The following is a 24908-nucleotide window of genomic DNA, read 5'->3' on the forward strand; positions in this document are numbered from 1 at the left end:
CTCACAGTGCGTCGAGATTGGCTTGCAGCGCGGCGGCGCGCGCGGTGATGGCGGCGCGTTCGGCTTCCGGCAGCTTGTCCAGCTGGCGGTAGACCAAGGCCAGCCGAGGATTGGCGGCCAGCCGCGCGCGGTGGCGTCGGAAAAAATCCCAGTACAAGGCATTGAACGGGCAGGCGTCGGCGCCGACGCGCTGTTTGGGCCGGTAGCGGCAGCCGGCGCAGTAGTCGCTCATGCGGCCGATATAGGCCGCGCTGCCGGCGTAAGGCTTGCTGCCGAGCAGCCCGCCGTCGGCGAACTGGCTCATGCCCAGGGTGTTCGGCAGCTCCACCCACTCGAAGGCGTCGATGTAGACGCCCAGATACCACTCATGCAGCGCCTGCGGCGACAGGCCGGCGATCAGCCCGAAATTGCCGATCACCATCAGCCGCTGGATGTGGTGGGCGTAGGCGTCCTCCAGCGATTGGCCGATGGCGCGCGCGAGACACTGCATGCCGGTATCGCCGTTCCAGAACCAGCGCGGAAGCGGCAAGCTGTGTTCCAGCGCGTTGCAGTCGCGGTAGCCGGGCATCCTGGCCCAATACACGCCGCGCACGTATTCGCGCCAGCCCAGTACCTGCCGCACAAAGCCTTCCACCGCAGCCAGCGGCGCGCGGCCTGCGCGCCACGCGGCGGCGGCGGCGTCCACCGTCTCGCGCGGATTGAGCATTTTCACATTGAGCGCGAAGGACAGCAGCGAATGAAACAGCCGCCGCGCGCGCAGGCTCATCGCGTCCTGGTAAGCGCCGAAATGCGGCAGCGCGTGTTCGATGAAGGCTTGCAGCTGGGAGAGCGCCTCGGCGCGGTTGAGCGGCCAGCGCAGCGCATCCGCCTGCGGCTGGCCGAAGCTGCCCACTCCGGCGTCGGTGATGGTTTGCCACAGCAGGCTGTGGTCATGCGCCGGCCGCGGGTCCAGCGGTTCGGGCGGATCTCCGCGCCAGCGCTGGCGGTTGTCGGCGTCGAAATTCCAGCGCCCGCCGGCCGGCTCGCCGTTGTCGTCCATCAAGATGCCGTGCTGGCGCCGCAACTGGCGATACAAGGTTTCCTGGCGCCATTGCCGCCGCGGGCCGAAAAACGCCGCCGCCTCGCCGCGCGCGGTATAGAAGTGTTCGTTGTCCGTCATCTGGCAGGGAATGGACAGGCCGGCGGCCCAGTCGGCCAGTTGGCGGTCCAGCCGCCATTCGTCCGGCGCCTGGTATGCCGCCGTCGTCGCGCCGTAATGGCGGATCAGCGCATCCAGATTGCCGGTCAGCGACTGGCGGTTGCTCGGGTCGTCGATGGCTACGTAGCGGACGCGATGGCCTTGCGATTTCAGCTGGGCGGCGAAATCGCGCATCGCGGCGAAGACGGCCAGGATCTTTTGCGCGTGGTGGCGCACGTAATCGGTTTCCTGGCGGATTTCCATCATCACATGCACCACGTTGGGATCGGGCGCGGCGAACCAGCTATGGCAGGGATTGAGCTGGTCGCCCAGGATCAGTCGCAATGTCGTCATGCCGCGCCCCATAGCGCGCGGTAGCGGCCTTGCGGGTCGTGCTCGTCGGCCTGGCGCTGCGGGTTGAAGCGCCGTCCGCCGCGCGGGTCGGTACCGCGACCGGCGATATACAGCCAGTTGCCCTGGTTGCTGTAGACGTCGTAGTCGAGCAGTTGCGCCTCGAACCAGGCCGCGCCGGCGCGCCAATCGCCGCCGCGTTCGTAAATCAGGTAGCTGGCCGCCACCTGGCGCAAACGGTTGGACAGATAGCCGCTGGCCGCCAGTTCGCGCATCGCCGCGTCCACCAGCGGCTGGCCGGTCTCGCCGTCGCGCCAGCGCTGGAATGCTGTGGCGTCGTGCCCGGGCGCCGGCTGGCAGGATAGACCCGACGCGTGAAACAGCCTGGCGCCGTGGCGCAGCAGCAGGAAGCGGAAATAATCGCGCCACAGCAGCTCGAAGCCTATCCAGTAGCTGCCGTCGCTGGCGCCATATTCGGCCTCGAAATCCTTCAGCGCTTGCCAGACGCGGCGCGGCGACAGGGCGCCGCAGGCCAGCCACGGCGCAAGCTTGGTGGAAAAGTCTGCGCCGTACAGCCGGTCGCGCGTCGTTTTGTAGCGGTGCGGCAGGCCGCGCGCCAGGTATTGCGCCAGATGCGCGCGCGCCGCTTCTTCGCCGCCGTGGAACGGCGGCAGATGATAGGGAAAGGACGAACGAGGCTCGATGGCCGGCGGCACGCGCGCCGGTGGGGCATCGTCCGGCCAGCCGTCAGGCGCGGGCGGCAGCGCGTTCGGCGCGTCCAGCGGCGCGGCTGGCGTCAGCGATGCCTGTTCGATTTCGCCGCGGAACGGCGTAAACGCCATAGGCAAGCGATCCAGCGCGAACGGCAGCTGCAGCGGCGCATACAGGCTGGATTGCCAGATGGGGTCCACCTGCAGGCCGGCGCGGCGCAAGGCGGTGACTTCGGCTTCCTCCTCCGGCGCGGCGATGTGCTCGCATACCACTCGGTCGGCATCCAGTTGCCGTGCCAACCGAGGCAATATTTCCGCCGGCGCGCCCGCCAGCTCGCACAGCGCGCTGCCGCGCGCTTTCAGCGCCCGCCGCAGTCCGTCCAGCGCTTGGCCGACAAAGGCCTGGCGGTGGCGGTCGCTGCGCGCGAAACCCCAGCCGCTGTCCTGTGTCGGCGCATGGCAGTACACCGGCAGCAGCCGCTCGCCGCCGCAGGCCGCCAGCAGCGCCGCGTTGTCGTCCAGCCGCAGATCCTGGCGCAACCAGTAGATGACCGTGCTCATGCGCTTTGCCTTTTGCCGCGGCGGCAGCGCTCTGAACAATACTGAGCCGCGTCCCAATTAGCGCGCCACTTCTTGCGCCAGCTCATGGTTCTGCCGCAGGCGGCGCAGGGCTTGGACGGCAGCGCCGCCTTATTGCCCTTGAATGTGTTGGCCGCCATCACGCGGCCTTGAGCTTCTTGCGCAGCCAAGCCACCGGCAGGCCTAACAGCGGAATCTTCTCGAACAGCTCCTCCGCCGCATCCCAGTAGTCCCGGTGCAGCGTGATCTTGCCGTCGGCGTCGAACTGCAGATGGCTGCCTCCGTGGATTCCCAGTTTGCGGCCGGCGTAGATAAAGTCGAAATCCCAGGTGATGAAGGCCTGGTCGCCATCGCGCAGCGCATGGATGACGGTGAAGCGCGGTTGGTCCAATGTTTTGAACATGTGGCGGAATACCGCTTGAATGTTTGCCAGGCCGCGCGCGTCGTTGAACGGATCTTTGAAGCGGGCTGCATCGGTGTAAAAGCGGCCGATGTCCGGCAGCGTGTCCGGCGTCAGCGTCTGGTACCAGTCGAGCAGGGCCTGCCAATCGGCCTGGGAGAGCGTGCGTTTCATGATCGTGCCAACCTCGCGAGCAAAGGCAGCCGCAGCCGGTAGGGCAGCAGCCGCAACAGTTTGAGCCATATGGTGAAGCGGAACGGGAAGTGGATTTCAAACGCGCCGCGCGCGAAGCCGCGCATGATGTCCCGTGCCGCCTGGCGCGGCGTGAGCAGCGCCGGCATGGAGAAGTCGTTCTTGGCGGTGAGCGGCGTGGCGACGAAGCCGGGGTTGATCAGGTAAACCGCCACCCCGCGCGGCTTGAGCTCGGTATAGAGGATTTCCGCCAGATTGATCAGAGCGGCCTTGCCTGGGCCGTACACCGCAGCGCCGGGCAGACCGGCGTAACCGGCCACGCTCGCGATCAGCGCCACCCCGCCGCCCTGCCGTGCCAGCGTCGGCAGAATGACTTCCAGCCCGTAGTAAATGCCGAGCAGGTTGGTGTCGAGCAGGCGGCGGGTTTCCTCTGCGCGCAGGTCCAGGCAGGTTTGCGGCCGGTAGTCTGCCGCGCAGAACACCACCAGGTTGGGCCGCGCGTTTGCCGTTTCCAGCTGCGACCACACGCGCAGCCAGGCGGCCGGGTCGGTTACATCCAGCGTTTCCACCCGCGCGCGGCTGCGGCCGGCGGCCAGCGCGCGCATCGGTTCGGCGCGGCGGGCGGACAGAATCACTTCCGCGCCGGCGTCCAGCAGTTCGGCGGCCAGCGCGGCGCCGATGCCGCTGGACGCGCCGATCACCCACACCCGGAGCGCGCGCCAGTCGGCGATGGCGGGATTAAGCCGCAGCGTCATGGCCTGGGCTCCGGCTTGCGGAAAAACAGCGTCACTTCGCCCAGATGGAAGCCGTACTTGCTCATCGCCGCGCGGTTGAGCATGCTGCGCTCGTCCTGCAGGAACATCCAGTCGTCGAACTGCACCTGATATTCCTTGCCGTCCACCGGCAGCCTCAATGTGTAGCGCCAGCGCAGCGCGTTGCCGGCGGTTTCGCCAGCGGCTTCGCCCACCACGTCGTCGGCCAGGCCGCGCCAGCGGCCCGCGCCAGTCGGCTTGAGCCGCCACACGCGTTGTTGACGGCTGCCGTCGCTGTAATGGAAGCGTTCGGTCAGCACCAGCTCGTCGCCCAGGCGCTCGCCGTCCATGTCCACGGTGAAGCGTTTGACCAGCCGGCCTTGCCGGTCCTGGAACATGCCCCAGGCCTCGGTTTTTCCCAGGAAAAACTGGCCTGGGTCGAACAGCGGCCGGTTGGCGGCGTAATCGCCGACCGCCGGGCCGGCGCAGCCGGCGAGCAGGGCCAAAGCGGCAAGACAGGCGGGGCGGCGCATGATCACAGCCTTTGCAACAGAAACTGCGACACGCCGATGCGGCCGGCGTCGAACCCTGCCTCGCAGTAGCACAGATAAAGCCGCCACAGCCGGATGAAGGCTTCATCGAAGCCCTGGCCGCGGATGGCGTCCAGATTGGCCTCGAAAGCCATGCGCCAGCGGCGCAGCGTTTCGGCGTAATCCGCGCCGAAATCCAGCCGGTTGCGGCAGCTCAGTTGGCTGTGATGCGCCGCGCGCTCAAAACGCTCGCGGCTGGGCAGCATGCCGCCGGGAAAGATGAAGGTCTGAATGAAATCCGCCTCAGCGCGGTAAGTCTCGAAGCGCGACTCCTCTATGGTGATGCTTTGCGCCAGCGCTTTGCCGCCCGGCTTCAGGCAGCGGCGCAGCGTGTCGAAATAGCCGGACCAGTAGCGCTCGCCCACCGCCTCGAACATTTCGATCGACACGATGGCGTCGTATTGGCCGGAAAGATCGCGATAGTCGCGGTGTTCCAGCTTGACCAGCGGCTCGCTGGCCAGGCGGCGGCGCGCGAAGTCCAGCTGGGCATCGGAGATGGTGATGCCGTGCACCGCCACGCCAAGGCGGGCGGCGTGCTCGGCGAAGCCGCCCCAACCGCAGCCGATTTCCAGCACGCGCATGCCGGGGCGCAGCTGCAACTGCTGGCAGATGCGCTGGTATTTGCGGGTTTGCGCATCAGCCAAGGGCAGGGCGTAGTCGCCGTCGAACCAGGCGCTGGAATAAGTCCAGCTGGGGTCCAGCCACAGCCGGTAGAAATCGTTGCCGATATCGTAATGGGCGTGGATGTTGCGGCGGCTGCCGCGTCGGCTGTTGACGCGCAACAGGTGGCGCAGCCGGTGCCATAGGCGGGCGGCCCAGCGGCCCAGCTCGCCCAGTTGCAAAGCGTTTTCGTTGCGCAGCGCCAGCCGCAACAGGACGGCGAGGTCTGGGCAATCCAGCCAGCCGTCGCGGTAGGCCTCGGCAAAGCCGATGTCGCCGCCGGCCAGAATGCGGCCGCATGCGCGCCAGTCGCGCAGCGCCAGCTCGGCGTCGGCCTGGGCATGGGGCGCGCCGAACCACAGCGTCTCGCCATCCGGCGTGACAACTTTGAGGCTGCCGTGGCGCAGCCTGGACAACAAAGCCAGCAGCGCCCGCCCGGCGGCGGGGATATCGGGGCGGGACAGGATGATGGGTTGGCTCGCGCTCATGATTTCAGCTCCAGGCCGCGGCTGAGCTCGGCGGCGGGGGGATGCGGTTTGCGGAAGAAGGGCACGCGTTTGAGCCATAGCTTCAGCGCCTGCCAGTGAATGCGGGCGATGACGCCCAGTGTGAGCAGAGGCTGGCGCAGCAAGGCGGTTGCCGCGGTTTTTGGCGTCAAGGCTTGCAGGCGGCCGGATAGGGCGGTGTGCAGCACAGCGCCCGCGCCATCGTGATAGTCGATGCGCGCCAGCGCCAGATCGCCGCTTTGGTGGAAGCGGAACCGGTAGTGGCCCTCGACGCGGCAGAACGGCGAGACATGCAGCAGTTTGCGGCAGCTCAGCTGGCTGGCGGCGGTGATTTCGCGGCCGTGGGCGGGGCTGAGCAGATAGCTGTGGTGCTCGCCGAAGGTGTTGTTCACCTCCGCCAATACCGCGATCAGTCTGCCGGCCGCATCGTGGCAAAACCAGAAACTGACCGGGTTGAAGGCATAGCCGAACACGCGCGGGAAAGTCTGCAGCCAGACTTCGCCGTCGGCGGGCAGGCCGGCCTCCGCCAGCCGCGCGCGTATCCACGGCAGCAGCGCCGAACCGTCGCGCGGACCGTAGTCGCGCGTGCGCAGCGACAGCGGCCGCCAGCAGTCCACGCCAAACCACAAGCCGCGCATCGTCTCCAGCGCGGACACCTTCAGCCGCAGGCAGAACACTGGATAGACAAAGCGGTTGGCAGCCGGCCGCAGGCGGCGGTGCATCACATGCCCGGTCAGAAGATAAGCCGCGCTCATGATTCCAGCCTCGCCCAGTCTGGCGCCAGCCCAAAAGCCTGCGCCACCCGCAGCGCCGATTTCAGCCCGTCCTCATGAAAGCCGTAGCCGGTCCAGGCCCCGGCAAACCAGCAAGCGCGGCGGCCCTGAATGCTGGGCAAAGCCGTTTGCGCGGCGATGGCGGCGGCGTCGAACAACGGGTGCTCGTAGTGGAAACGGCGCAATACCTTGGCGGGATCGGGCGGGCGCGGCGGGTTCAAGGTCACAGCAACCGGCGTGGCCACCGGCAACGGCTGCAGCTGGTTGAGCAGATAGCTGACGCCCACCGCGCGGCCGTCGTCTTGCTCATCCGACAGGAAGTTCCAGGCTGACCAGGCGGCTTCGCGGCGCGGCAGCAGCGCGGCATCGGTGTGCAGCACCGCCTCATTGGCTTGATACCGCACCGCGGACAATATCTCGCGCTCCATCTCATCCGCGTCGGCAAGCAGGTTCAGCGTTTGCGGCGCATGGGTGGCGAACACCGCGGCGTCGAAGGTTTCTTCGCTGCTGGAGGTGAGCAGACGCACGCGTCCATCGACGCGGCTTGCGCGCAGCACCGGAGTGGACAGCCGGACATCGGCCAGGCCGGCAGCGATTTTATCGACATATTGCCGCGCGCCGCCCGGCACGGTACGCCATTGCGGACGGTCGCGCAGCTGCAGCAGGCCATGGTTCAGGCAGAAGCGCAGAAAAGTTTCGGCCGGGAAGGACAGAATGTCGCTGCAGGGGCTGGACCAGATCGCCGCCGCCATCGGCAGCAGATAATGGTTGCGAAAGCGTGCGCCGTATCCATCCGCATCCAGCAAGCGTCCCAGGCTCTGCGGCGCTTCCATCGCGCGGCGCAGATTGCGTCCCGCCTCGCGGTTGAAGCGCAGAATATCGGACAGCATGCCCCAAAAACCCGGCGACAGCAGATTGCCGCGCTGGGTGAAAACGCTGTCCAGATCGCGGCCAGCCCATTCCAGCCGGCCCTGGCCGATGGAGACGCTGAACGACATCTCGCTGGGATGGCTGGGGATATCCAGCTCGCTGAACAAGGCGATGAGGTTGGGGTAAGTGCGGTCATTGAAAACCAGAAAGCCGGTATCCACCGCAAAGTCGTATCCATCGACCGTGATATCGACAGTGTGGGTATGGCCGCCCAGATAGTCGGCCGACTCAAACAGCGTCACCGAGTGCTTTCTGGAAAGAAAATGCGCCGTAGCAAGGCCGGCGATGCCGCTGCCTATCACAGCGATGCGTTGTGGCGATGAGGCGTTCACCATGTCGTCCTGTCGCGAGGGAGAAAATCCACCGGCTTGGAGGGGGGGGGCCGGGGCTGCTTTGTATTCAGGATAAAACCGATTTGAAAAAAATGCTACTTATCAGTAAAAGGTGTTACTAATTGGTATTCTCGGAAGGCTCAGCTTCAAGGACCAAGCATTCAAGCTGCGCGAACAGCCGTGCTGGACGCCACCACGCGGATGCTGGCGAGCAAGGGCTTTGATCTGATGATCATGGACGACGTGGCGAGCGAAGCGGGGATTTCCAGACCCAGCCTTTACAAGCATTTCAAAATCCAAGGACAAACTGGCGACCGAAGTGATGATCCGCTTGCTGGACGATGCGCAGGACTATCTGGCCAAGCAGGAGCCGGAATGGAGTCCGCCTGCGCGACCTGCCGGCCTGGGCGCTGCGGTGAGGCTTGCCCTTTCTGCCTTCCTCCAGCCCGCAAGTACGCGGCATGCTGACCCGCAGCCTGCAGCCGTGCGATCACGCTGCACAAGACACTGCAGGACATCGTCGAGCAAGCGAAAAAGGAAGGCGAATTGAAAGCCGAGATGCCGACGGACGTGATTCTGTATAGCTACTATTCCCGCGGCTGCGACCGGGCGGTGCAGTGCTTGCGCGTGTACGGCAAATACGAGAATGAAGACATCATCAGGCATATGCTTCAGGTCTGTTTTGACGACATGTCGGCTGGACGTCAAATCGTAAACGTGCAGATCAGGGGGAACTCAGACTTATCGCCTGATCAGCTATCGCCATGCGCAGCAAACCTTGCAGCAGCGGCGGCAGATACTGGCGCTGCACGGTGATGGCGTAGAAGGTCTCCTCGACGCGCGGCACCACGCAGTATTGTTGCAGCAAGCCTTTGCCAAGCTCGTCGCGCACTACGATGGCCGGCAGCAGCGCCACGCAGCCTGCATCGCGCGCCAACAGGCGCAGCATGGCCATATCGTCCACTTCGGCGCGGATGACCGGCTGTAGCGCCAGTTCCTCGCACAGCAGGTCGAAGCGCAAGCGAATCTCGCTCTTGCGGCTGGGCACCAGTAGCGGCAGCGCCGGCAAATCGCGTTCGAATTGGAACGTTTGCCCCTCCGACCGCGGCGGCCCCACCAGCACCACCGGCTGACGCGCCAGCGTGCGGCAGCGCCAGGATTGCTTGTCGTCGCCCAGGGCAGGGCGATTGGACAGCACCACGTCCAGTTCGTGCGCCTTGAGCCGCTGCAGCAGCTCGTCCAGGCTGCCCGACTCCAGCACCAGGCGTACATCGGTTTCTTTCAGCACCGGCTGCAAAAACCACTCCTGGAAATTGCGCGATAGCGTGGCCACGCTGCCTATGCGCAAGGTGCCGCGTCCTTGGCCGGAGGCGGCGGTGGCCAGCAGTTCGTTGCCCAGCGCGAAAATCTCCTCGGCATAGCGCATCACCACCACGCCCAGTTCGGTCAGCTGCAGCTTGCGGCCTTCGCGCAGAAACAATGGCTGGCCCAGTTGCTCCTCCAACTGGCGGATTTGCGCCGATAAGGCTGATTGCGATACATGCAGCCTTTCGGCCGCGCGCGTCAGGTGGCCCTCGCTGGCGACAGCCCAGAAATAATACAGATGGTGATAGTTGAGCCGGTTCATCGTTCTTAAATAAAGAATAAAAACTAATATTTAATCTATTTTACTGAACATGTTCGATCAGGCAAAGTTCAAGCGGGAAAACAACGGAGCCCATCATGCCCCAAACCCTGCTTGCCGTGCTGCCATGCACCATCGCGCTGGCCTGGTTGCTGCCCGCCCTGTGGCCTGGCCGTGTTCTGTCGCGTCACTGGCAGGCAGCCGAAATCGCCGCCCTGACTGGCGGCCTGCTACTGCTTCCTCTGATCTTCATGCCGATGCCTGCGCGGTGGTCCGCCGCCGCGTGGCTGATGCAGGCGCTGATCCAGCTGCTGGGCTGGATGGTCCTGCGCTACTCGCGCCGCTATATGCAAGGCGAGCAGGGTCAGGCTCGCTTTTTGCGCGCTATCGGCTGTCTGCTGATGGCAGTGACGGTGGTGGTGCAAGCCAGCCATCTCTTGCTGATGGCGTTGGCCTGGATCGCTTGCAGCCTGGCCTTGCAGACGCTGCTAACCTTTTACCCCGGCCGACCGGCCGCGCAACTGGCCGCGCGCCGCGAATGGCGCGCCAGCCGTCTGGCCGAACTCTTGCTGCTGGGCGCTCTGCTGCTGTGGGCCTTGGCCGGCGGCAGCCTCAGCCTGCTGCCTGGCGCGCCATCCGCGCTGGCCAATGGCGCGCAGGGCTACGCCATGGCGGCCGGTGTGTTGCTGGCGGCGGCGGTGGCGATCAAGACTGCCCAACTGCCCTTTCACGGCTGGCTGACCCAGGTGATGGAAGCGCCTACGCCGATTTCCGCGTTGCTGCATGCCGGGGTGGTCAATCTGGGCGGCATGGTGCTGATCAAGGCGGCGCTGCTGCTGCAAGCAGCGCCGCCAGCCAACACTCTGCTGATGCTGTGGGGCGGGGCCAGCGCGCTGCTGTGCTGCGTGGTGATGCTCACGCGCATCAGCATCAAGCTGCGTCTGGCCTGGTCCACTTGCGCGCAGATGGGCTTCATGCTGCTGGAAATCGGCATGGGCTGGTATTCACTGGCCTTGCTGCATCTGCTGGCCCACTCGTTCTACAAGGCTCATGCCTTCCTGCTGGCCGGCGAAACGGCGCGCGACAGCGCGGCGCGGCGCATGTTGGGCAGGGAAATGGTCGATAGCGCGCTTTCTCATCTGGCGCGCGGTCTGATCGCAGCCGCGCTGCTGGCTGTCTCGCAATGGCTGTGGCAGCGCTGGATCCCCGCAGCGGCCTTGCCGCCGCTGTTCTGGCTGGCGATGGGCCTGGGCATGGGCGCGCTGCTGCGCGGCTGGGCAGGCTGGCTGGCCGCGCTGGCCTTGAGCCAGTCCTATCTGCTACTGCACGCCTTGGCGGCGCAGATCCTGCCGTTGCATGGCCCTATGCCGCCGGAGTGGGCGCAAGCCTTGCTGGCCGCGATGTTCCTTTTCGTCTTTCTGCTGCAAGGCTGGCTGCTGCGCCATCCGCAAGGCGCGCTGGCGCGCCTGATCTATCCGCATGCCTTCGCCGGCTTCCACCTTGACGAATGGTGGTGCATGCTGGGCCGCCGCCGCCCGCGGCCGGCCGCTCCCCTTGCCCTGAAATGGCTTCAACTGCAGGAGAGCCGCCGTGACTGATCATAAAGCCAGATGGCGGCAAGCCATAGACCACGCCCTGGCCGCTGTCGCACCCGCCTGGCCGCTGGACAGCCTGGTGGCCAGCTCACCCTACTGGGGTCTGCGCGACCAGCCCTTCAGTCATGCCGCCGACACGCTGCGCCAAGTGGCGGATAGCTCGCTGCATCTGCCGCGCAGCGAGTATCTGGATGCCTGGCAGCGCGGCGAAATCAGCGCCGACGCGCTGGAAGCCGCGCTCTTGGAAGCCGGCTGGACCGACGGTGCGCAAGCCTGGCTGGCCACCGAGCCGCGCAATGCCGATCATCCCCCGTCGCCACGCCCGCTGGCCGCCTACCATCGCGAAGCGGCGGGCCCGCTCAGCGCGCAAAGCTGGACCGATGTCGTCATCCAGCAAATCAGCCAGTATTGCGCGGCTTGGTTCGACCGCGACCAAGCCAACTGGCACCTCGACCATGAACGCGGCTTTTACGCGGCCTGGCTGGAGCAGATGCGCCATCCTTACGGTCTGAGCGTCTTGCCCGAGCGGCGGGAGCAGATCCGCCTGCGGGCCGAACAGTTGCCCGGCGACGCGGAGGCCATGTTGGCCGCCGGGCTGGAGCAGCTGCAAGCGGGGCAGGCGTGGCTGACGCCCTGGCTGCAGGCCCTGCTGATGCGCAATAACGGCTGGGCGGCCTGGTGCGCTTATCTTGGCTGGCAAGCCGGGCTGAAAAGCGAAACGGACGGGCACCTGCGCCAGCTGTTGGCTATCCAGCTTGCCTGGGAATGCATGCTCGACGACGGCGCGCGCGGCCCGGACAGCGCCTGGTCGGCCTGGCGGCGCGATTGGGAGCCGCACCGGCATGGCCGAGCCGACGCGCGCGCGCTGATCTGGCAACGTGCGCACGAGCTCTCGCTGCATGGCCCGCTCACCCAGGCGTTGTGCCGAGAACCTGCCGCGGAAGACGTCATGCGTCCCACCCTGCAAGCCGTGTTCTGCATCGACGTGCGTTCCGAACCGCTGCGCCGGGCGCTGGAGGAAACGGTTCCGGACTGCCGCACTTACGGTTTCGCCGGCTTTTTCGGCCTGCCGCTGGCTTACCGCGTACCGGGCAGCGACGCCGCTCAACCGCGTCTGCCGGTGCTGCTGGCGCCGGGCTGGGAGGCGCATACGCCGCTTGAGACCAAGCCCGCGGCGGCATGGCGCGGCTGGCGTGCCTTCCTGCGCTCGCCGCTCTCTGGCTTCGCCTTGGTGGAAAGCGCCGGCCTGGGCAAACTGGCGGCGCTGGCCCGGCGCAGCAAGGCGCGCGGTTATCAGGCAGCCCTGCCGCAGCTAGACCCCTGGCTGACACCGCGCAGCGCCAAACTTGTGCCGCAAGAGGGACTGGGCCTGGAGAAACGGATGGAAATCGTTTCCGGCCTGTTGCCGGCCATGGGTCTTTCCGGTTCGATGGCACCCTGGGTGCTGCTGGTCGGCCATGCCAGCCATGCCAGCAACAATCCTCAGGCGGCGGCGCTGCAATGCGGGGCCTGCGGCGGTCATGGCGGCCACCAGCATGTCCGGCTTCTGGCCAACTGGTTCAATGATCCGGCGCTACGCGAGCGGCTGGCGGCGCTGGGCCGCCCCATTCCCGCCGATACGGTGTTCCTGCCCGCGCTGCATCTGACTCACAGCGACGAAATCCTGTTGCTGGACGCCGAAACGCTGCAAGCGGACGCGCGTGCTCGCTTGCCCGGCCTGCAGGCGGAATTGCAGGCAGCATCGGCGCTGGCCCGTAAGCGCCGCGCGCCACAAGTGGGCCTCGCGCCGGAGGCGAATGACGCCATATTGCTGAAGAAAATGCGGCAAAAGGGAGATGACTGGGCGGAAACGCGGCCCGAATGGGCGCTGGCCGGTAATGCGTTTTTCATCGCCGCGCCACGCTCCAAGACGCGCAGGCTGGACCTGGGTGGCCGCGCCTTCCTGCATGAATACGACTGGCGAGCCGATGCCGACGGCTCCCGGCTGCAGACGATTCTGGCCGCGCCCATGGTGGTGGCGCACTGGATCAATATGCAGTATTTCGCCTCCACGGTAGACCCGCGCCGCTTCGGCAGCGGCAACAAGCTGCTGCACAATGTGGTGGGCGGCCGCATCGGCGTGTTCGAAGGCAATAGCGGCGATTTGCGCATTGGCCTGGCATGGCAGTCGGTGCATGACGGCCAACGCCTGCGTCACGCGCCGCTGCGGCTGGCTGTCTGCATAGACGCGCCGCCGGAGAAACTGGCCGCCGCGCTGGCGGCGCAGCCCATTCCGCGCCAGCTGGCGGAAAACGGCTGGCTGCACCTGTATTGCGTGCACGGCGAAACGCCGCTGCGCTGGCATGCCGAGGGAGGGTGGAAACATGACTGAGCGCCGCGCCGCTTTGCTGACCCGCCATGGCAAGCATGCTGCTATCGCTCCCGCGCTGGCCGGCATCGGCTGGGACTTGACGCTGGTGGACAGCTTCGATACCGACAGCCTGGGTACTTTCACCGGCGAAGTCGCGCGCGCCTGCAGCCATCGAGACGCCGCGCTGACCAAGGCCAAGCTGGCTTGCGAGCTCAGCGGTTTGCGCTACGGCATCGGCAGCGAAGGCAGCTTCGGCGCCGACCCGTGGCTGGGCAGCTGCGGCTGGGCCACCGAACTGTTGCTGTGCTGGGACGCGGAACGCCAATACGCGGTGGAAGCCTGGATGCGCGGACCGGAAACCAATTTCCGCCACTGGACGCTTCACGATCTGGCTACCCTGCCGGACATTATGCTCCAGGCAGGTTTTCCAACGCACGGCCTGATTGTCGGCCGGCCCGGCGAGGCGGCTTTTCACAAGGCGCTGACCGACGAAGCCGCGCTGCGCGCGCATCTGGCGCGGCATCTGGCTGGCGGCCCGCTGCATTTGGAGTGCGATATGCGCGCCCACCGCAACCCAACGCGCATGGCGATGATCGCGCGGGCCTCTGCCGCGCTGGCGGAGCGGCTGGCTAGCGTCTGTCCGGGCTGCGGCGCGTCCGGTTTTGGCGAGATCGCGCCGCTGGCAGGCGCGCCGTGCCAAGACTGCGGCGCGCCCACGCGCCAAGCCTGCGTGCGCCGCTGGCAATGCCCGTGCTGCCAGGCCACGCGTGAACAGCCCTTGCGGGCGGTCGCATCGCCGCAATACTGCGATTACTGCAATCCCTGAACTTTAGAGAACTATGAAGTCACTTAGCCCCACCCCCGAAGGATTGGATCAGGCAGCCGCGCTGTTGCGCGCCGGCGAGCTGGTCGCTGTTCCCACCGAAACCGTTTACGGGCTGGCGGCCGACGCCACCCAGCCCGATGCCGTGGCCGCCATTTTCCGCGCCAAGAACCGGCCGGCGGATCACCCGCTGATCGTGCATTTGCCGGGCCTTGAGCAACTGAACGAATGGGCGGCGCGCGTCCCCGACTGTGCCTGGCCGGTGATCGAACGCTTCTGGCCCGGCCCGCTGACCCTGGTGGTGCCGGCGAGCCCGAAGGTGCCGGCCATCGTCAACGCTGGACAAAACACGGTGGCGCTGCGCTGGTCCAGCCATCCGCTGCTGCAAGCGCTGCTGGACCGGCTGCAACGCCCGGTGGCGGCGCCTTCGGCCAATCCGTTCTGCCGCATTAGTCCCACCACCGCCGACCACGTGCGCGCCCATATGGAGGGCCGCATCGCCGCCGTGGTGGATGGCGGCCCGTGCGCGGTGGGCATCGAGTCCACCATTCTCGATCTCAGCGGCGCGCGGCCGGCCATCCTGCGTCCCGGCGCCATCACCGCCGCCATGCTGGCACCTTACCTCGATCTGGCGGAAGCCGCCGCGCCCGACGCGCCGCGCGTGCCCGGCAATCTGGCTTCGCACTACGCGCCGCGCCAGCCGTGCTACCGGCTGGAGGCCGCGGAGGCGGCGGCGGCGGCGGCGGCGGCGGAGAGCGCGCACGAAGCCGGCTGGCAGCATGCCGCTGTGCTGGCCATCGAACCGCCGGCCGCGCGCTGCGGCTGGTTCAAACGCATGCCGCCTACGCCGGAAGGCTACGCGCAGACGCTGTATTCCGCGCTGCACGAGGCCGACGTCAGCGGATGCCTGACCGTTTGGATCGTGCTGCCGCCCGATGAAGTCGCTTGGCGAGCTGTGCGTGATCGCTTGCAGCGCGCCGCGCAGCCCTTAGATGGGCATGTACTGAATTTTGTGTAAACGGACTATTTGGCAGGAAACTGCCGTCTTGTCTGGAGACACAATGAGCTCGAAGAAACACGACGTATCTGACGCACTTCTGGACAGTTTGCTGGCCGATTACCAGAAGTCCGAAGACCTCATCGGTGAGAGCGGCCCACTGAAGAAACTGACCAAGCGGCCGCCCGATAAAGCGCTGGAGGCAGAGAAGGCCGCGCACCTTGGCCATAGCAGACACGAGCCGGTCCTCAATCCCGCCGGCAACACCCGGAACGGCAAGAGCCGCAAGACCCTAAAGGGCGAGTTCGGATACTTACCCGTCGAGGTGCCACGTGACCGCAAGGGAACCTTTGAGCCTCAACTCATCCTCAAGCACCAGACCAGTTGGACCGTATTCGACGACAAAGACATCACACTTTACGCCCGCGGCATGACTGTTCGGGAAATGCAGGCCCATGTGGAGGAAATGTACGGAACCGGGGTCTCGCCCAGTCTGATCTCCTCCATCACCGATGCTGTCACCGAAGAGGTCAAGGCTTGGCAGGCTCGCCGTCTCGATACGGTCTATCCGATCATCTACCTCGACGGTATCCACGTTAAGGTGCGCGAGGTGGCTGTGCGGGTGAAAGCCGTCTATCTCGCCATCGGCATTACCCTGGCGGGAGAGAAGGAGGTGCAGGGGAGGTGGCAGGCTCAGACGGAGGGAGCCAAGTTCTGGCTTCAGGTCGTGACCGAGCTGCGTAATCGGGGCGTACAGAACATCTTTGACTCGCTTTACCATTCAGTTCGAGGAACGCATTCCACAGGCGTAAGCCAAACTCCGTTACACAAAAATTCGGACAGGCCCAAAACATACCCTTCAGCAGGCTTTGTTGCATAACCCCAGCTAAGAGCGAGCCTCCCTTTTCCCAAGGCGGATTTAGCCCATCGCCGCTACCGCCACGGTCTTCGGGCAGCCAAGGGCGGTAAAGCGGTTCAATAGCGCCGCACGCACTTGCAGTTCCGCCACCTGTCGATCAAAGGTGCGCGCCATCACTCGGCTACCCAGTCGCGTGAAACAGTGCATCTTCGTTTCCGCCAGACTGCGGCGGTGATATCCGCTCCAGCGTTTCCAGATTCGACATCCCAAGCGCTTGCATGCCGCGATCGCTGCATTGCCCACCTCGCTGCCAGTGATTTTCGACTTCCACGGCTTGGCGTTTTTGCGCGGCGGGATCACCGGCATGATTCCTAGGCCAAACAGCGCTGCGCAACAACCCTGAGTGTCATAAGCGCCATCCAGCGTCGCCGTGGCAACGGGCTCATCCGCCAGCTGCATTCACAACTCCGGCAGTATCGATGCGTCTCCCACACCCTTGCCAGTCACCTCGATAGCTCGGATTTCCAATGTTTCGGCGTCAATGCCCAGGTGTGCCTTGCGCCACTGACGACGATATTCGGCACCGTGCTTTTTGCGTTTCCCACTCGCCTTCGCCGAGAAACGGGATGCCGGTGCTATCGATCAGCAGATGCAGCGGACCCTTAGCTGCGGCGATAGCCGATCCGGACCTGCAAGGTGCGCTGGCGACGGCATGCGGTGGAGTGATCCGGCACCAGCCAGTCGAGCCCAGCTAATTGCAGCAGACTTTGCACCATACCCAGAGCCTGCCGCAACGGCAGATTGAACAGGCATTTAATGCTGAGACAGAACTGGATGGCAGCGTCGGTGTATGTGGCTGATCGGCCGTTGTTGCCGGTTGGCAGGGAGGGTCAGCCATTGCATGTCTTTATCGAGCCAGACCAGCAGCGATCCGCGTGCGGTCAGGGCCGCGTCGTACTCATGCCAGTTGGTGGTTGCGTAGCGTTGCTTGGGCTTCTTGCTCTGGGGTGCTGCGGTGTTCATTGACTTAGCATGCCGCAGCTGGCGGCGGGGTTATGCAACAAAGGCTTTGTCATGAGATAAATGCCGGATGTCTATTCTAATGTGGATAGTCTTTTTTATGGTTGGCAGCGTGGCGGATCTTTCATGTGAGGGCTCAGTTTTCCTCAAGTGATGCTGCGATTTATTGATTGAATGAAACAATGTGCCAGTAAGTCATTAGTTCTTGAACGACTGCGATGAGACTAAATGGTCAATGTTTTTGTCTTTTAAAAAGATCGATTTTATGGTGAGGGGGTGTTGCTCGCATTGATTGTTTTTTCACCGATTTTTATGAATTGAATAGGTTTTGATTAGGGATTTTTCTTGATCGTTGATGGAGCTTTCATCTTAAATCAATTGTTTCAAATTTGCTTATTTCTTAATGGTTTTTGTTTAAGGATGTGAGTGGAAATTCAAATAATGGTATGTATTGATTAGTAGTTTTACATCTTTGTCGCGCACCTTTATTCATACGAATGTTTGGAGTAAGTAAGTTTTCACGTTTACCTGTTCTTTTTGTCATCTTTTAAATGTGAAAAGTATCATTGAATCCGATTTCTTTTTGAATATAGGCTCATCGCCATCTCGCATCAGGAGTTGGCGGTTGATTTCTCTGGTTTGAGATGAACTCTGTTTTTTATTTTGCATTTGAAATGTTTCTTGGTCGATTGGCCAAAGTCCTAAGGGGGAAAGGTGGGCGACATGAGGATCTTTAATGCGGCGGAGCCGGAGCTGATTGAGAGAAGGAATGTCGCCAGGGGATTATGCCATGCCATCAATGTCGCGCAGGGCAACCGCGATGAACTGTATCGCGCGTTGTTTGGAGCCGTTGGCGAAGGGTTCGAGTTGTGGGGAGGGGTGTTCTGCGAGTTCGGCTGGAACATCAAAATAGGAAATAAGGTATTCATCAACGTTAATGGCGTGTTTCTGGATGCGTTTGAAATCAGCATTGGGAATCATGTGTTCATCGGTCCCAATGTGGGAATTTATACCTCCAATCATGACAAGCACCCGCAGCGCAGGCGCGAGTATGTCGAGTCCGGCGCGCCAGTGGCGATTGAAGATGATGTTTGGATTGGCGGCGGGGCCATTATTTTACCGGGAGTTAGAATCGGCAAGGGTTCCATTATCGGCGCGGGCGCCGTAGTCGCGCGATCGGTTCCGGCGTACAGCAAGGTTTTGGGCGCGCGCTCTCAGGTTTATCCTCTTAACATAGAAGGTTGACATGTATCTTTATCAGTCTCGATTGAAAGACCAGATCATCCATTCGGTCAAAGATGTTTATGTGCATGCGGAACAGGGTGTGTATACGGATGCCATTTCCGGCATGTTCAATGTTCCATTTGGATATTCGTGCGACGCCATCAAACAACGCATTGCGCAGACGCTGAATGATTTGCCCTTCCATCCCAAAGACCACTTTTATTCCCAAGAGTGGTTTGAAGCGTCGGCCATGCTGCTAGGGCGGGCGAAGATGGACGATGGCGCGTTGCTATACGTGAACAGCGGCTCCGAGGCGATAGAGTCCTCCATCGCCATGGCTCTGGAGTATCACCAGCGCAAGGGCAATCCCGTGAAGCGCAAGGTGATATGCCGCAAGCACTCCTATCATGGCGCCACGCTGGGCGCGCACAGCATAACCGGCCGCAATGATTTCCAGGAACTGAGAAACAGCGGCTATGACACGATACGCATACACCCGCCGTTTGCCGTGACCCACCAAGGCAAGCTGCTGGAACCGCACAGCGTGGCCGACGTGGAGAACATCATTCTGCAAAGCGGCCCGGAGCAGATAGCCTGCATCATTTTCGAACCGGTCAATCATTTGAAGGGCATGCGGCAAAGCGGTGGCGAGTATCTAGCGGGCATCCGGAAGCTGTGCGATCGTTACGATATCGTGATGATCACCGATGAAATCGTCACCGGCGCCTCTCGCACAGGCGATTTCCTCAATACGCATCGTTTCGGCGTGACCCCCGACATCGTGGCGCTGGGCAAAGGCATCAGCGGCGGTTATTACCCCGCGTCGGCCATGGCGACGTCCGCCAAGATCGCTTCGGTCTTCGAGAAGCGAGGGCCCTGGATTCCCTATTCGTACTCCCACACTTATGCCAGCAATCCAGTGTCGATCGCGTCCATTCATGCGTCGCTGCAGGTGTTGGAACAGGTGGAGTCATCCGGCCGGCTGAGCCGCTTGATCGGCAAGACGGCGGCGTTGACTAGCGAGCTGGCATCCAACGAACGCATCACCAGGATCGAGGCCAGCGGACTGTTGATCGGCCTGACGCTGGATGAGCGCCTGGGCGCGGCGGCGGGGAAAAAGCTTGAGCAGCTGTGTTTCGAACGAAAGCTGATCATTCGCGGCGAGGAGAACTGGGCATGCCTGGCTCCCGCTTACGTGATGTCGGAAGACACGCTGACGGAAGCGTTCGAGGTGCTGAATGAATCGATCAATCATCTATAGGCCCGGCATGGAGAGCCTGTCGGCGCAATTGCTTGGCATCGAGGCTTGCCTGAGCGGACGCCGCGCCTTTCTGGACGGCGCAGAGCAGGCCCGGGCGCAGCAGGAAATCGAGACCGGTCTGACGCTGGCTGAGTCGTGCGACAGCATCAATGCGCTGGCTGTCGCCATCGCTGGCCGCTTCGAGCCCTTCTATCGAAACGCGGGTGAGTGCTTGGAACGCATTCACGAAATAGCCGGCTATGGCACGCTGGCGTCCTGCCTGTCGTCGTTGGACATCGCCGAAGCGCTTTTCGACGCCGGGCTTTGCGACGCGTCCGGCGTGGCGTCGGCGAACCTGGTGATAGGCCGGGGCCATATCGCCCCCTTGTTTTACGCTTGCCGGCACCTGAGGCGAGGCATGCCGCTCGCGTTTCTCGCCGCGGTGCACGACAGGGTGCCGTCCGTGGTCAACAAGGCCTATGGTTTCGCCTATGGCATGCGCCATAGTTTGGGCGAGGGCGTGGGCATCGCGCTCGGCAGGGCTCAGACCGACCGCGATCAGCGCGTGGTGTGCGTCGCCGGCGACGGGGAGCTGAACGAGGGTGTGTCCTACGAGGCCATACGGCTGGTTGGCGAACTGGAAACGCGCAACCTGACGCTGATCGTCGACAGCAACGGAAAGGGCATCGACCCTTTGCCGGGCAAGCTCAGGCCAGCCTATCTGGCCGCCTATTTCGACCGGGTGTACGAGGTGGACGGCCACGACGCGGCGGCGATATGCGAGCGCATGCGCGACGCGGAGCGCGAGGGCGTGTCCGCCGCCATCGTCTGCCATACCCGGAAGGGTTCCCACTCGTTCAAGCGCGCGGGCGCGAAGCCTGCCGCCTCGGCTTCTGCCGTGACTCCCAAGGCCAGCAGCTGCAGCCTGACGGGAAATTTAATCGAGGAGATTCGGGACGGCGCGCCAGCGCATATCTTCACGGCGGACCTCGCCGCGCGCTTTGGACTCCAGCCATCCCACGGTTACTGCAATCTTGGCCTTGCCGAGTCCGCTCTGCTGACCGCCGCCATGGGCTGCCCGGAAGACGAGCTCAAATTCGTTTTGACCGACGATAAATATTATCTGAATGCGGTCGATGTCCTGCATTCGGCCTTGATCGGCAGCCGCAACCTGCATGTGGTCGCCGCGCGCAAAAACGGCGTATGGGGCGGTCCTACCTATGTTTCCACCATCTTCGGCTTGCTTGAGGACACGGTGTACGAGCTGACGGACCCCAGGGACTTGGAGGCTTGCATAAGACGGCGCCGGGCATCGGGAAGCAATGGCCTGTATTTATTGCACGATCAGCCTATGGAGCGGGTGCTGGCGATGCGGGAAATGTATCGCAGGCTGTCCGACGAACTGTACGCGCATCAGCTGGAGCATGCCGCGGGCACGGTGGTCCTGTCTTCGGAGTCGATGGCTTACGAGGCCTTCCAGGCGGTGGACGGCAAGCGCTGCGCGCATATTCGGACGCTGTCCACTCGGCCCGACCTGGAGCGCGTGCGCAAGCTGCTGTGCGCCGCGGAGGAGGTCGTGGTGGTGGAGCACAACGGTTCCCGCTTCAATCTGGCGGAGTACGTCGAGGCCACGCTGCTCATCAGGGTCAAGAAAATCTATAGCGACGCCTATGAATGGCCCCGGATAGAGACTTTTCAGGCCGCGGCCGCGCCGCGCAAGCTCGAGGCCTTGCTGGCTGAGCCTTCTTGCGCGCTGGCGGGATAGCCGCCGCGCCGCAACCATCCATTTCCCATTTTCATTGTTTTTCCGAATCCCGAACGGGCTTCGGCAACCCCTGTATTGCCCAAGGAGTGAGAAATCATGACGCAGGAAAACGCAAAACACGACAAGTTGGCAGGCAAGACCATGATCGTGGCCGGCGGCGCCAGAGGCATAGGCGCAGCCATCGCCGAGGCGCTGGCCCGGCAGCAGGTCAAGGTTTGCATCTTCGACACCGACCGCGCGCCGACAGCCACCAATCATTATCAGAGCCGGGACATCAGCGGCTATCAGGCCGCTTGCGAGCTGGCCGAGACGTTGACGGCGCAAGGCTTGTCGGTCAAGGCCATGGCGGTGGACGCCACGGCTGAGGCGCAGGTGGTGGAGGCCGTTGGCAATGTGGCCCACGCGGCGGAAGATTTTTACGGACTGGTGAACGCCATCGGCAGCAGCCATGTGGCCAACGCGGTGGACTCGTCGCTAAGCGAGTTCGAGGCCATTCTGCAGACCAACTTGACCGCGCCCTATCTGACCTCCCGCGAGGCGGGACGCGCGCTGATCCGGCAAGGCAAGGGCGGCGCCATTCTGAACATTAGTTCCATCGCCGCGAAGGCCGCTTTCCCCGGCATTTCCGCTTATTGCGCGGCCAAGGCCGGCCTGCAGGGTTTTTCCGGCTCGCTGGCGCTGGAGCTGGCGCCCCACAACATCCGGGTCAACTGCGTGTGCCCTGGCATCGTCAAGACCAATATGTGGAAGTACCTGGAAAACCAGCTGATGACGCCGGAGGAAAACCTGGCGCAATTGTGGGCGAGGATGGAAGGCTTGATTCCGCTGGGACGCACCCAGACCGCGGAGAACATCGCGCGCTTCTGCGTGGCGATACTCGAAAACGAGGACATCACCGCCCAGTCGCTGTCGGTGGACGGCGGGATGAATTTGCATGGCTGATGACCCGCTAGGGGTCGAGATGGCGCGGCGTCCTGCAACGGCGCCGCGCATCTGCGGCCTATCATTCGAGGCCCGGCGCTGCGCGAGCCTCCAGTACCGCGACGGCGCGCTGTCTTTAGGCAGCGAGCCCGGCAGCGACGGCTTCAACATTCCGGGGCTGCACCAGGCGGACAGGCTGGGGACAGCGCTTGCGCCGATGGCGGGGCCATTCACCCTGGCCGCTGATGTCAGCGTGGCCAGCCAAGGCAAGTTCGACGCCGCCGGATTGTTCATCGAGGCGGCCGGCCACAGGCTGAAATTCGGGGTGGAGGAATACGGCGCGGGCAAGAAGCTGGTATCCGTCCATTCCGCGCCTTACAGCGACGAGGCCAATGGCATCGATGTCGGCGACGCCCCCGTCAGGCTGTTTGTGACGCGTAGCGCGAATGTCTTTTCCTGCTATTCAAGGGCAAGCGATGGAAGGATCGCTTTCCATCGGGCGTTCTACGTGGAGGCTTGCCCGGATGAGGTGAGGATTGGCTTCTGCGTGCAGTCGCCGTTTTCGGAAGGGGCGGAGGGGCGCTTCGCCGACATCTCGATTTCGGACGCGGGCATGGAGCCTATCAGGGAGTGAGAGGATGAAGCACCAAGACAGCTGGCTGATCGTTTCCGATTTCGACGAAACCTTCATGCCGGCGATGCAATCCTGCGAGCCGGACGCCGGCATCGAAAGGCTGCAAAACCGTCTGGCCGAGCTCAAACGCAGCCATCAGCTGCTGTTCGGCTGGGCCACCGGCAACAGCCGGCGCGCGGTGATGGAGAAGATGCGACGCTATCCCGACTTTCCATGGGATTTCGCCTTGACCAGCCTGGGCACGGAGCTGTACTGGCGACGGCCGGACGGCGTGGTAGAGGACGAGGAGTGGCCCATCGGGGCCGGCGCGGCGTTCGAACCGAGGATGGCGATGCTGATCGAGCTGTTCGAGCGGCACGGCCTGGCTTTGCGGGCTCAGCCGGACGCCTTCCAGCAGAAGCGCATTCGCGGCTATTACCTGCCAGCAGACGGCCGGGAGGGCGAGTCGATCGAGCGGATTCACCGCCTTTGCGCGCAAGCGGGGCTGGCGGCGTCCATTACCCATGCCAGCCCGGCGGCGGGCGATCCCGAAGGCGTTTACGATGTGGCGATCTTGCCGCCAGGCTGCGGCAAGAAGCAGGGCGTGGACTTCATCGCCGGGCTGCGCGAGGTGGATCCCCGCCGGGTGATCGTGTTCGGCGACAGCTGCAACGACATCGAAATGCTGCGCGGCTACGAGCACGGCTACCTGGTGGGGAATGCCCTGGATGAAGCCAGACGGGCGTTTGGCCGGGTGGTGGAGGGGGTTTACTGCCATGGCATCGTCGATGGCTTGGAACAACATTTCTGACAAGGGGCCTTCATGGAAATCGAAAGCGCGGCGCGGCTGGCGCGCCACAGCGACAAGCAGATATTCGACATATATTTCGGTTTTCTTCATAGCTATGCCTTGCTGTTCGCCGATGAGGTCCGGCTGTTCGACCTGCTGCGCAGCGAGGCATTGACTCTGGATCAAATCTCGGCGGCGACGTCGCTGCCGTCTCGTTCGGCCCAGGCGCTAGCTTCCCTGTGCTCGGGCCTGGGCCTGCTGGAAAAACGGGGAGAGACGTTTACGCTCTCTTCCCTGGCGGAAGCCTTCCTCACCCGGGAGGCGGAAACGTCCTTTTGCGGGGTGCTGGCCTCGGCAAGAAGCCAGGCGTCGGCTTTCTCCTACGACTTCTTCAAGGCTTCGTTGCTAAAGGGCGAGTCGCAGCTGTTCGGCGGGACGGATCTATTCGACAACAATGCCCAGGATGCGGAGCACTGCGAAGTCTTCACCCGCGCGATGCACAGCAAGAGCAAGGGACCGGCCCAGGCCTGGGTGGAGAAGATCGACCTGTCGAGCCATGCCTGCCTGCTGGACGTGGGCGGCGGCTCCGGGGTGCACGCGCTCAGCGCGCTGGCGCGTTGGCCGCAACTGCAGGCGGTGGTGTTCGACCTGCCCCCGGTGTGCGCGGTCGCCGACACCTTCATTGAGCAATACCAGATGCAGGAGAGGGCGCGGACTTGCGGCGGGAGTATCTGGGAAGCGGCCTATCCGGCCGCCGACGCGCATTTCTACAGCGACATCTTTCATGACTGGCCGCTGGAGAAATGCCTGTTCCTGGCGCGGAAGAGTTTTGCCGCCTTGCCGAGCGGCGGCCGCATCCTGTTGCACGAGATGCTGTTCAACGCCCAAAAGACGGGGCCGGGCAATGTCGCGGCATACAACGCCAACATGCTGCTCTGGACCCAGGGCCAGCAGCTGTCGGCGCCGGAAGCGATGGGTTTGCTGCGGGCCGCGGGCTTCGCCGACATCGCGACACTTTCGACAGGGTATGGGGACTGGAGCCTGGTGACGGGCGTCAAGCCCTAGGGCGACGCGGGGAGGGCGCCGGTCTGGCGGCTCTCCCGGCGCAAGAATGTCTCCGCGGATACGCTCCGCC

22 protein-coding genes and 2 pseudogenes are annotated in these 24908 nt (G+C 63.8%); 13 read left to right on the forward strand and 11 right to left on the reverse strand.

Annotated features, from left to right (window positions below; all coding sequences use genetic code 11):
- Position 1: 1 nt before the first annotated feature.
- The 9 genes from BI347_RS16175 to BI347_RS16210 are packed head-to-tail and all read right to left on the reverse strand — an operon-like array spanning position 2 to position 7955.
- Positions 2 to 1531 carry a cryptochrome/photolyase family protein gene (locus BI347_RS16175; RefSeq protein WP_193431059.1) on the reverse strand — a complete coding sequence of 510 codons (1530 nt, stop codon included), beginning with the start codon at positions 1529 to 1531 and terminating at the stop codon, positions 2 to 4.
- Positions 1528 to 2799 (reverse strand): DASH family cryptochrome, encoded by a 1272-nt coding sequence (locus BI347_RS16180; RefSeq protein ID WP_071116480.1) that lies wholly within the window; start codon positions 2797 to 2799, stop codon positions 1528 to 1530. Before BI347_RS16180 ends, BI347_RS16175 begins: the two co-directional genes overlap by 4 nt.
- Positions 2796 to 2957 (reverse strand): DUF2256 domain-containing protein, encoded by a 162-nt coding sequence (locus BI347_RS24850; RefSeq protein WP_071113811.1) that lies wholly within the window; start codon positions 2955 to 2957, stop codon positions 2796 to 2798. Before BI347_RS24850 ends, BI347_RS16180 begins: the two co-directional genes overlap by 4 nt.
- Positions 2957 to 3391 (reverse strand): nuclear transport factor 2 family protein, encoded by a 435-nt coding sequence (locus BI347_RS16185; protein ID WP_071113812.1) that lies wholly within the window; start codon positions 3389 to 3391, stop codon positions 2957 to 2959. The genes BI347_RS24850 and BI347_RS16185 overlap by 1 nt, the downstream gene beginning before the upstream one ends.
- Positions 3388 to 4164, reverse strand: a complete 777-nt coding sequence (locus BI347_RS16190; protein WP_071113813.1) for an SDR family NAD(P)-dependent oxidoreductase — start codon at positions 4162 to 4164, stop codon at positions 3388 to 3390. The genes BI347_RS16185 and BI347_RS16190 overlap by 4 nt, the downstream gene beginning before the upstream one ends.
- The gene (locus tag BI347_RS16195; protein WP_071113814.1) at positions 4161 to 4694 is read right to left on the reverse strand and encodes a DUF3833 domain-containing protein; all 534 of its coding nucleotides are present in this window, start codon (positions 4692 to 4694) and stop codon (positions 4161 to 4163) included. The genes BI347_RS16190 and BI347_RS16195 overlap by 4 nt, the downstream gene beginning before the upstream one ends.
- Before the next feature lie 2 nt (positions 4695 to 4696).
- Positions 4697 to 5899: an SAM-dependent methyltransferase gene (locus BI347_RS16200; RefSeq protein WP_071113815.1), complete on the reverse strand. Its 1203-nt coding sequence runs from the start codon at positions 5897 to 5899 to the stop codon at positions 4697 to 4699.
- Complete coding sequence (locus BI347_RS16205; protein ID WP_071113816.1) at positions 5896 to 6672, reverse strand: DUF1365 domain-containing protein; 777 nt, start codon at positions 6670 to 6672, stop codon at positions 5896 to 5898. Before BI347_RS16205 ends, BI347_RS16200 begins: the two co-directional genes overlap by 4 nt.
- Positions 6669 to 7955 (reverse strand): NAD(P)/FAD-dependent oxidoreductase, encoded by a 1287-nt coding sequence (locus BI347_RS16210; protein WP_071116481.1) that lies wholly within the window; start codon positions 7953 to 7955, stop codon positions 6669 to 6671. The genes BI347_RS16205 and BI347_RS16210 overlap by 4 nt, the downstream gene beginning before the upstream one ends.
- 231 nt (positions 7956 to 8186) lie before the next feature.
- Between BI347_RS16210 and BI347_RS24690 the strand changes: the two genes are divergently transcribed.
- Entirely contained in the window at positions 8187 to 8420 is a 234-nt protein-coding gene (locus BI347_RS24690; protein WP_239690955.1) for a TetR family transcriptional regulator, read from the forward strand.
- A 256-nt stretch (positions 8421 to 8676) separates the two neighbouring features.
- Here the strand turns inward: BI347_RS24690 and BI347_RS16215 are convergent, their stop codons facing one another.
- Entirely contained in the window at positions 8677 to 9579 is a 903-nt protein-coding gene (locus BI347_RS16215; protein ID WP_071113818.1) for a LysR family transcriptional regulator, read from the reverse strand.
- A 95-nt stretch (positions 9580 to 9674) separates the two neighbouring features.
- Between BI347_RS16215 and BI347_RS16220 the strand changes: the two genes are divergently transcribed.
- The 5 genes and pseudogenes from BI347_RS16220 to BI347_RS16240 form a co-directional block, all read left to right on the forward strand.
- A complete protein-coding gene (locus BI347_RS16220) occupies positions 9675 to 11174 on the forward strand; it encodes an NADH-quinone oxidoreductase subunit L (RefSeq protein WP_071116482.1) in 1500 nt (499 codons plus the stop codon).
- Complete coding sequence (locus BI347_RS16225) at positions 11167 to 13542, forward strand: YbcC family protein (RefSeq protein WP_071116483.1); 2376 nt, start codon at positions 11167 to 11169, stop codon at positions 13540 to 13542. Before BI347_RS16220 ends, BI347_RS16225 begins: the two co-directional genes overlap by 8 nt.
- A complete protein-coding gene (locus BI347_RS16230; RefSeq protein WP_083338991.1) occupies positions 13535 to 14347 on the forward strand; it encodes a DUF6671 family protein in 813 nt (270 codons plus the stop codon). Before BI347_RS16225 ends, BI347_RS16230 begins: the two co-directional genes overlap by 8 nt.
- A gap of 13 nt (positions 14348 to 14360) precedes the next feature.
- Positions 14361 to 15362 carry an L-threonylcarbamoyladenylate synthase gene (locus BI347_RS16235; RefSeq protein WP_071116485.1) on the forward strand — a complete coding sequence of 334 codons (1002 nt, stop codon included), beginning with the start codon at positions 14361 to 14363 and terminating at the stop codon, positions 15360 to 15362.
- Positions 15363 to 15405: 43 nt separating this feature from the next.
- A pseudogene (locus tag BI347_RS16240) lies at positions 15406 to 16134 on the forward strand (IS256 family transposase); the annotation flags it as partial.
- Positions 16135 to 16260: 126 nt separating this feature from the next.
- Here the strand turns inward: BI347_RS16240 and BI347_RS16245 are convergent.
- Positions 16261 to 17223: pseudogene (locus BI347_RS16245) on the reverse strand (IS5 family transposase).
- A gap of 720 nt (positions 17224 to 17943) precedes the next feature.
- Here BI347_RS16245 and BI347_RS24855 point away from each other — a divergent pair.
- The 7 genes from BI347_RS24855 to BI347_RS16280 all read left to right on the forward strand — a co-directional run bounded on the left by BI347_RS24855 (position 17944) and on the right by BI347_RS16280 (position 24838).
- Entirely contained in the window at positions 17944 to 18465 is a 522-nt protein-coding gene (locus tag BI347_RS24855; protein ID WP_071116486.1) for a sugar O-acetyltransferase, read from the forward strand.
- A gap of 1 nt (position 18466) precedes the next feature.
- Entirely contained in the window at positions 18467 to 19705 is a 1239-nt protein-coding gene (locus BI347_RS16255; RefSeq protein ID WP_071116487.1) for an aminotransferase class III-fold pyridoxal phosphate-dependent enzyme, read from the forward strand.
- A complete protein-coding gene (locus tag BI347_RS16260) occupies positions 19683 to 21449 on the forward strand; it encodes a 1-deoxy-D-xylulose-5-phosphate synthase N-terminal domain-containing protein (protein ID WP_083338992.1) in 1767 nt (588 codons plus the stop codon). Before BI347_RS16255 ends, BI347_RS16260 begins: the two co-directional genes overlap by 23 nt.
- Before the next feature lie 96 nt (positions 21450 to 21545).
- Positions 21546 to 22391: an SDR family NAD(P)-dependent oxidoreductase gene (locus tag BI347_RS16265; RefSeq protein ID WP_071116489.1), complete on the forward strand. Its 846-nt coding sequence runs from the start codon at positions 21546 to 21548 to the stop codon at positions 22389 to 22391.
- Positions 22384 to 23004, forward strand: a complete 621-nt coding sequence (locus tag BI347_RS16270; RefSeq protein ID WP_239690925.1) for a DUF1349 domain-containing protein — start codon at positions 22384 to 22386, stop codon at positions 23002 to 23004. The genes BI347_RS16265 and BI347_RS16270 overlap by 8 nt, the downstream gene beginning before the upstream one ends.
- Positions 23005 to 23008: 4 nt before the next feature.
- Positions 23009 to 23794 (forward strand): HAD family hydrolase, encoded by a 786-nt coding sequence (locus BI347_RS16275; RefSeq protein WP_071116490.1) that lies wholly within the window; start codon positions 23009 to 23011, stop codon positions 23792 to 23794.
- A 12-nt stretch (positions 23795 to 23806) separates the two neighbouring features.
- A complete protein-coding gene (locus tag BI347_RS16280; protein ID WP_071116491.1) occupies positions 23807 to 24838 on the forward strand; it encodes a methyltransferase in 1032 nt (343 codons plus the stop codon).
- Positions 24839 to 24908 lie beyond the last annotated feature (70 nt).

It is taken from the genome of Chromobacterium sphagni (assembly GCF_001855575.1).
Taxonomy (GTDB): Bacteria; Pseudomonadota; Gammaproteobacteria; order Burkholderiales; family Chromobacteriaceae; genus Chromobacterium; species Chromobacterium sphagni.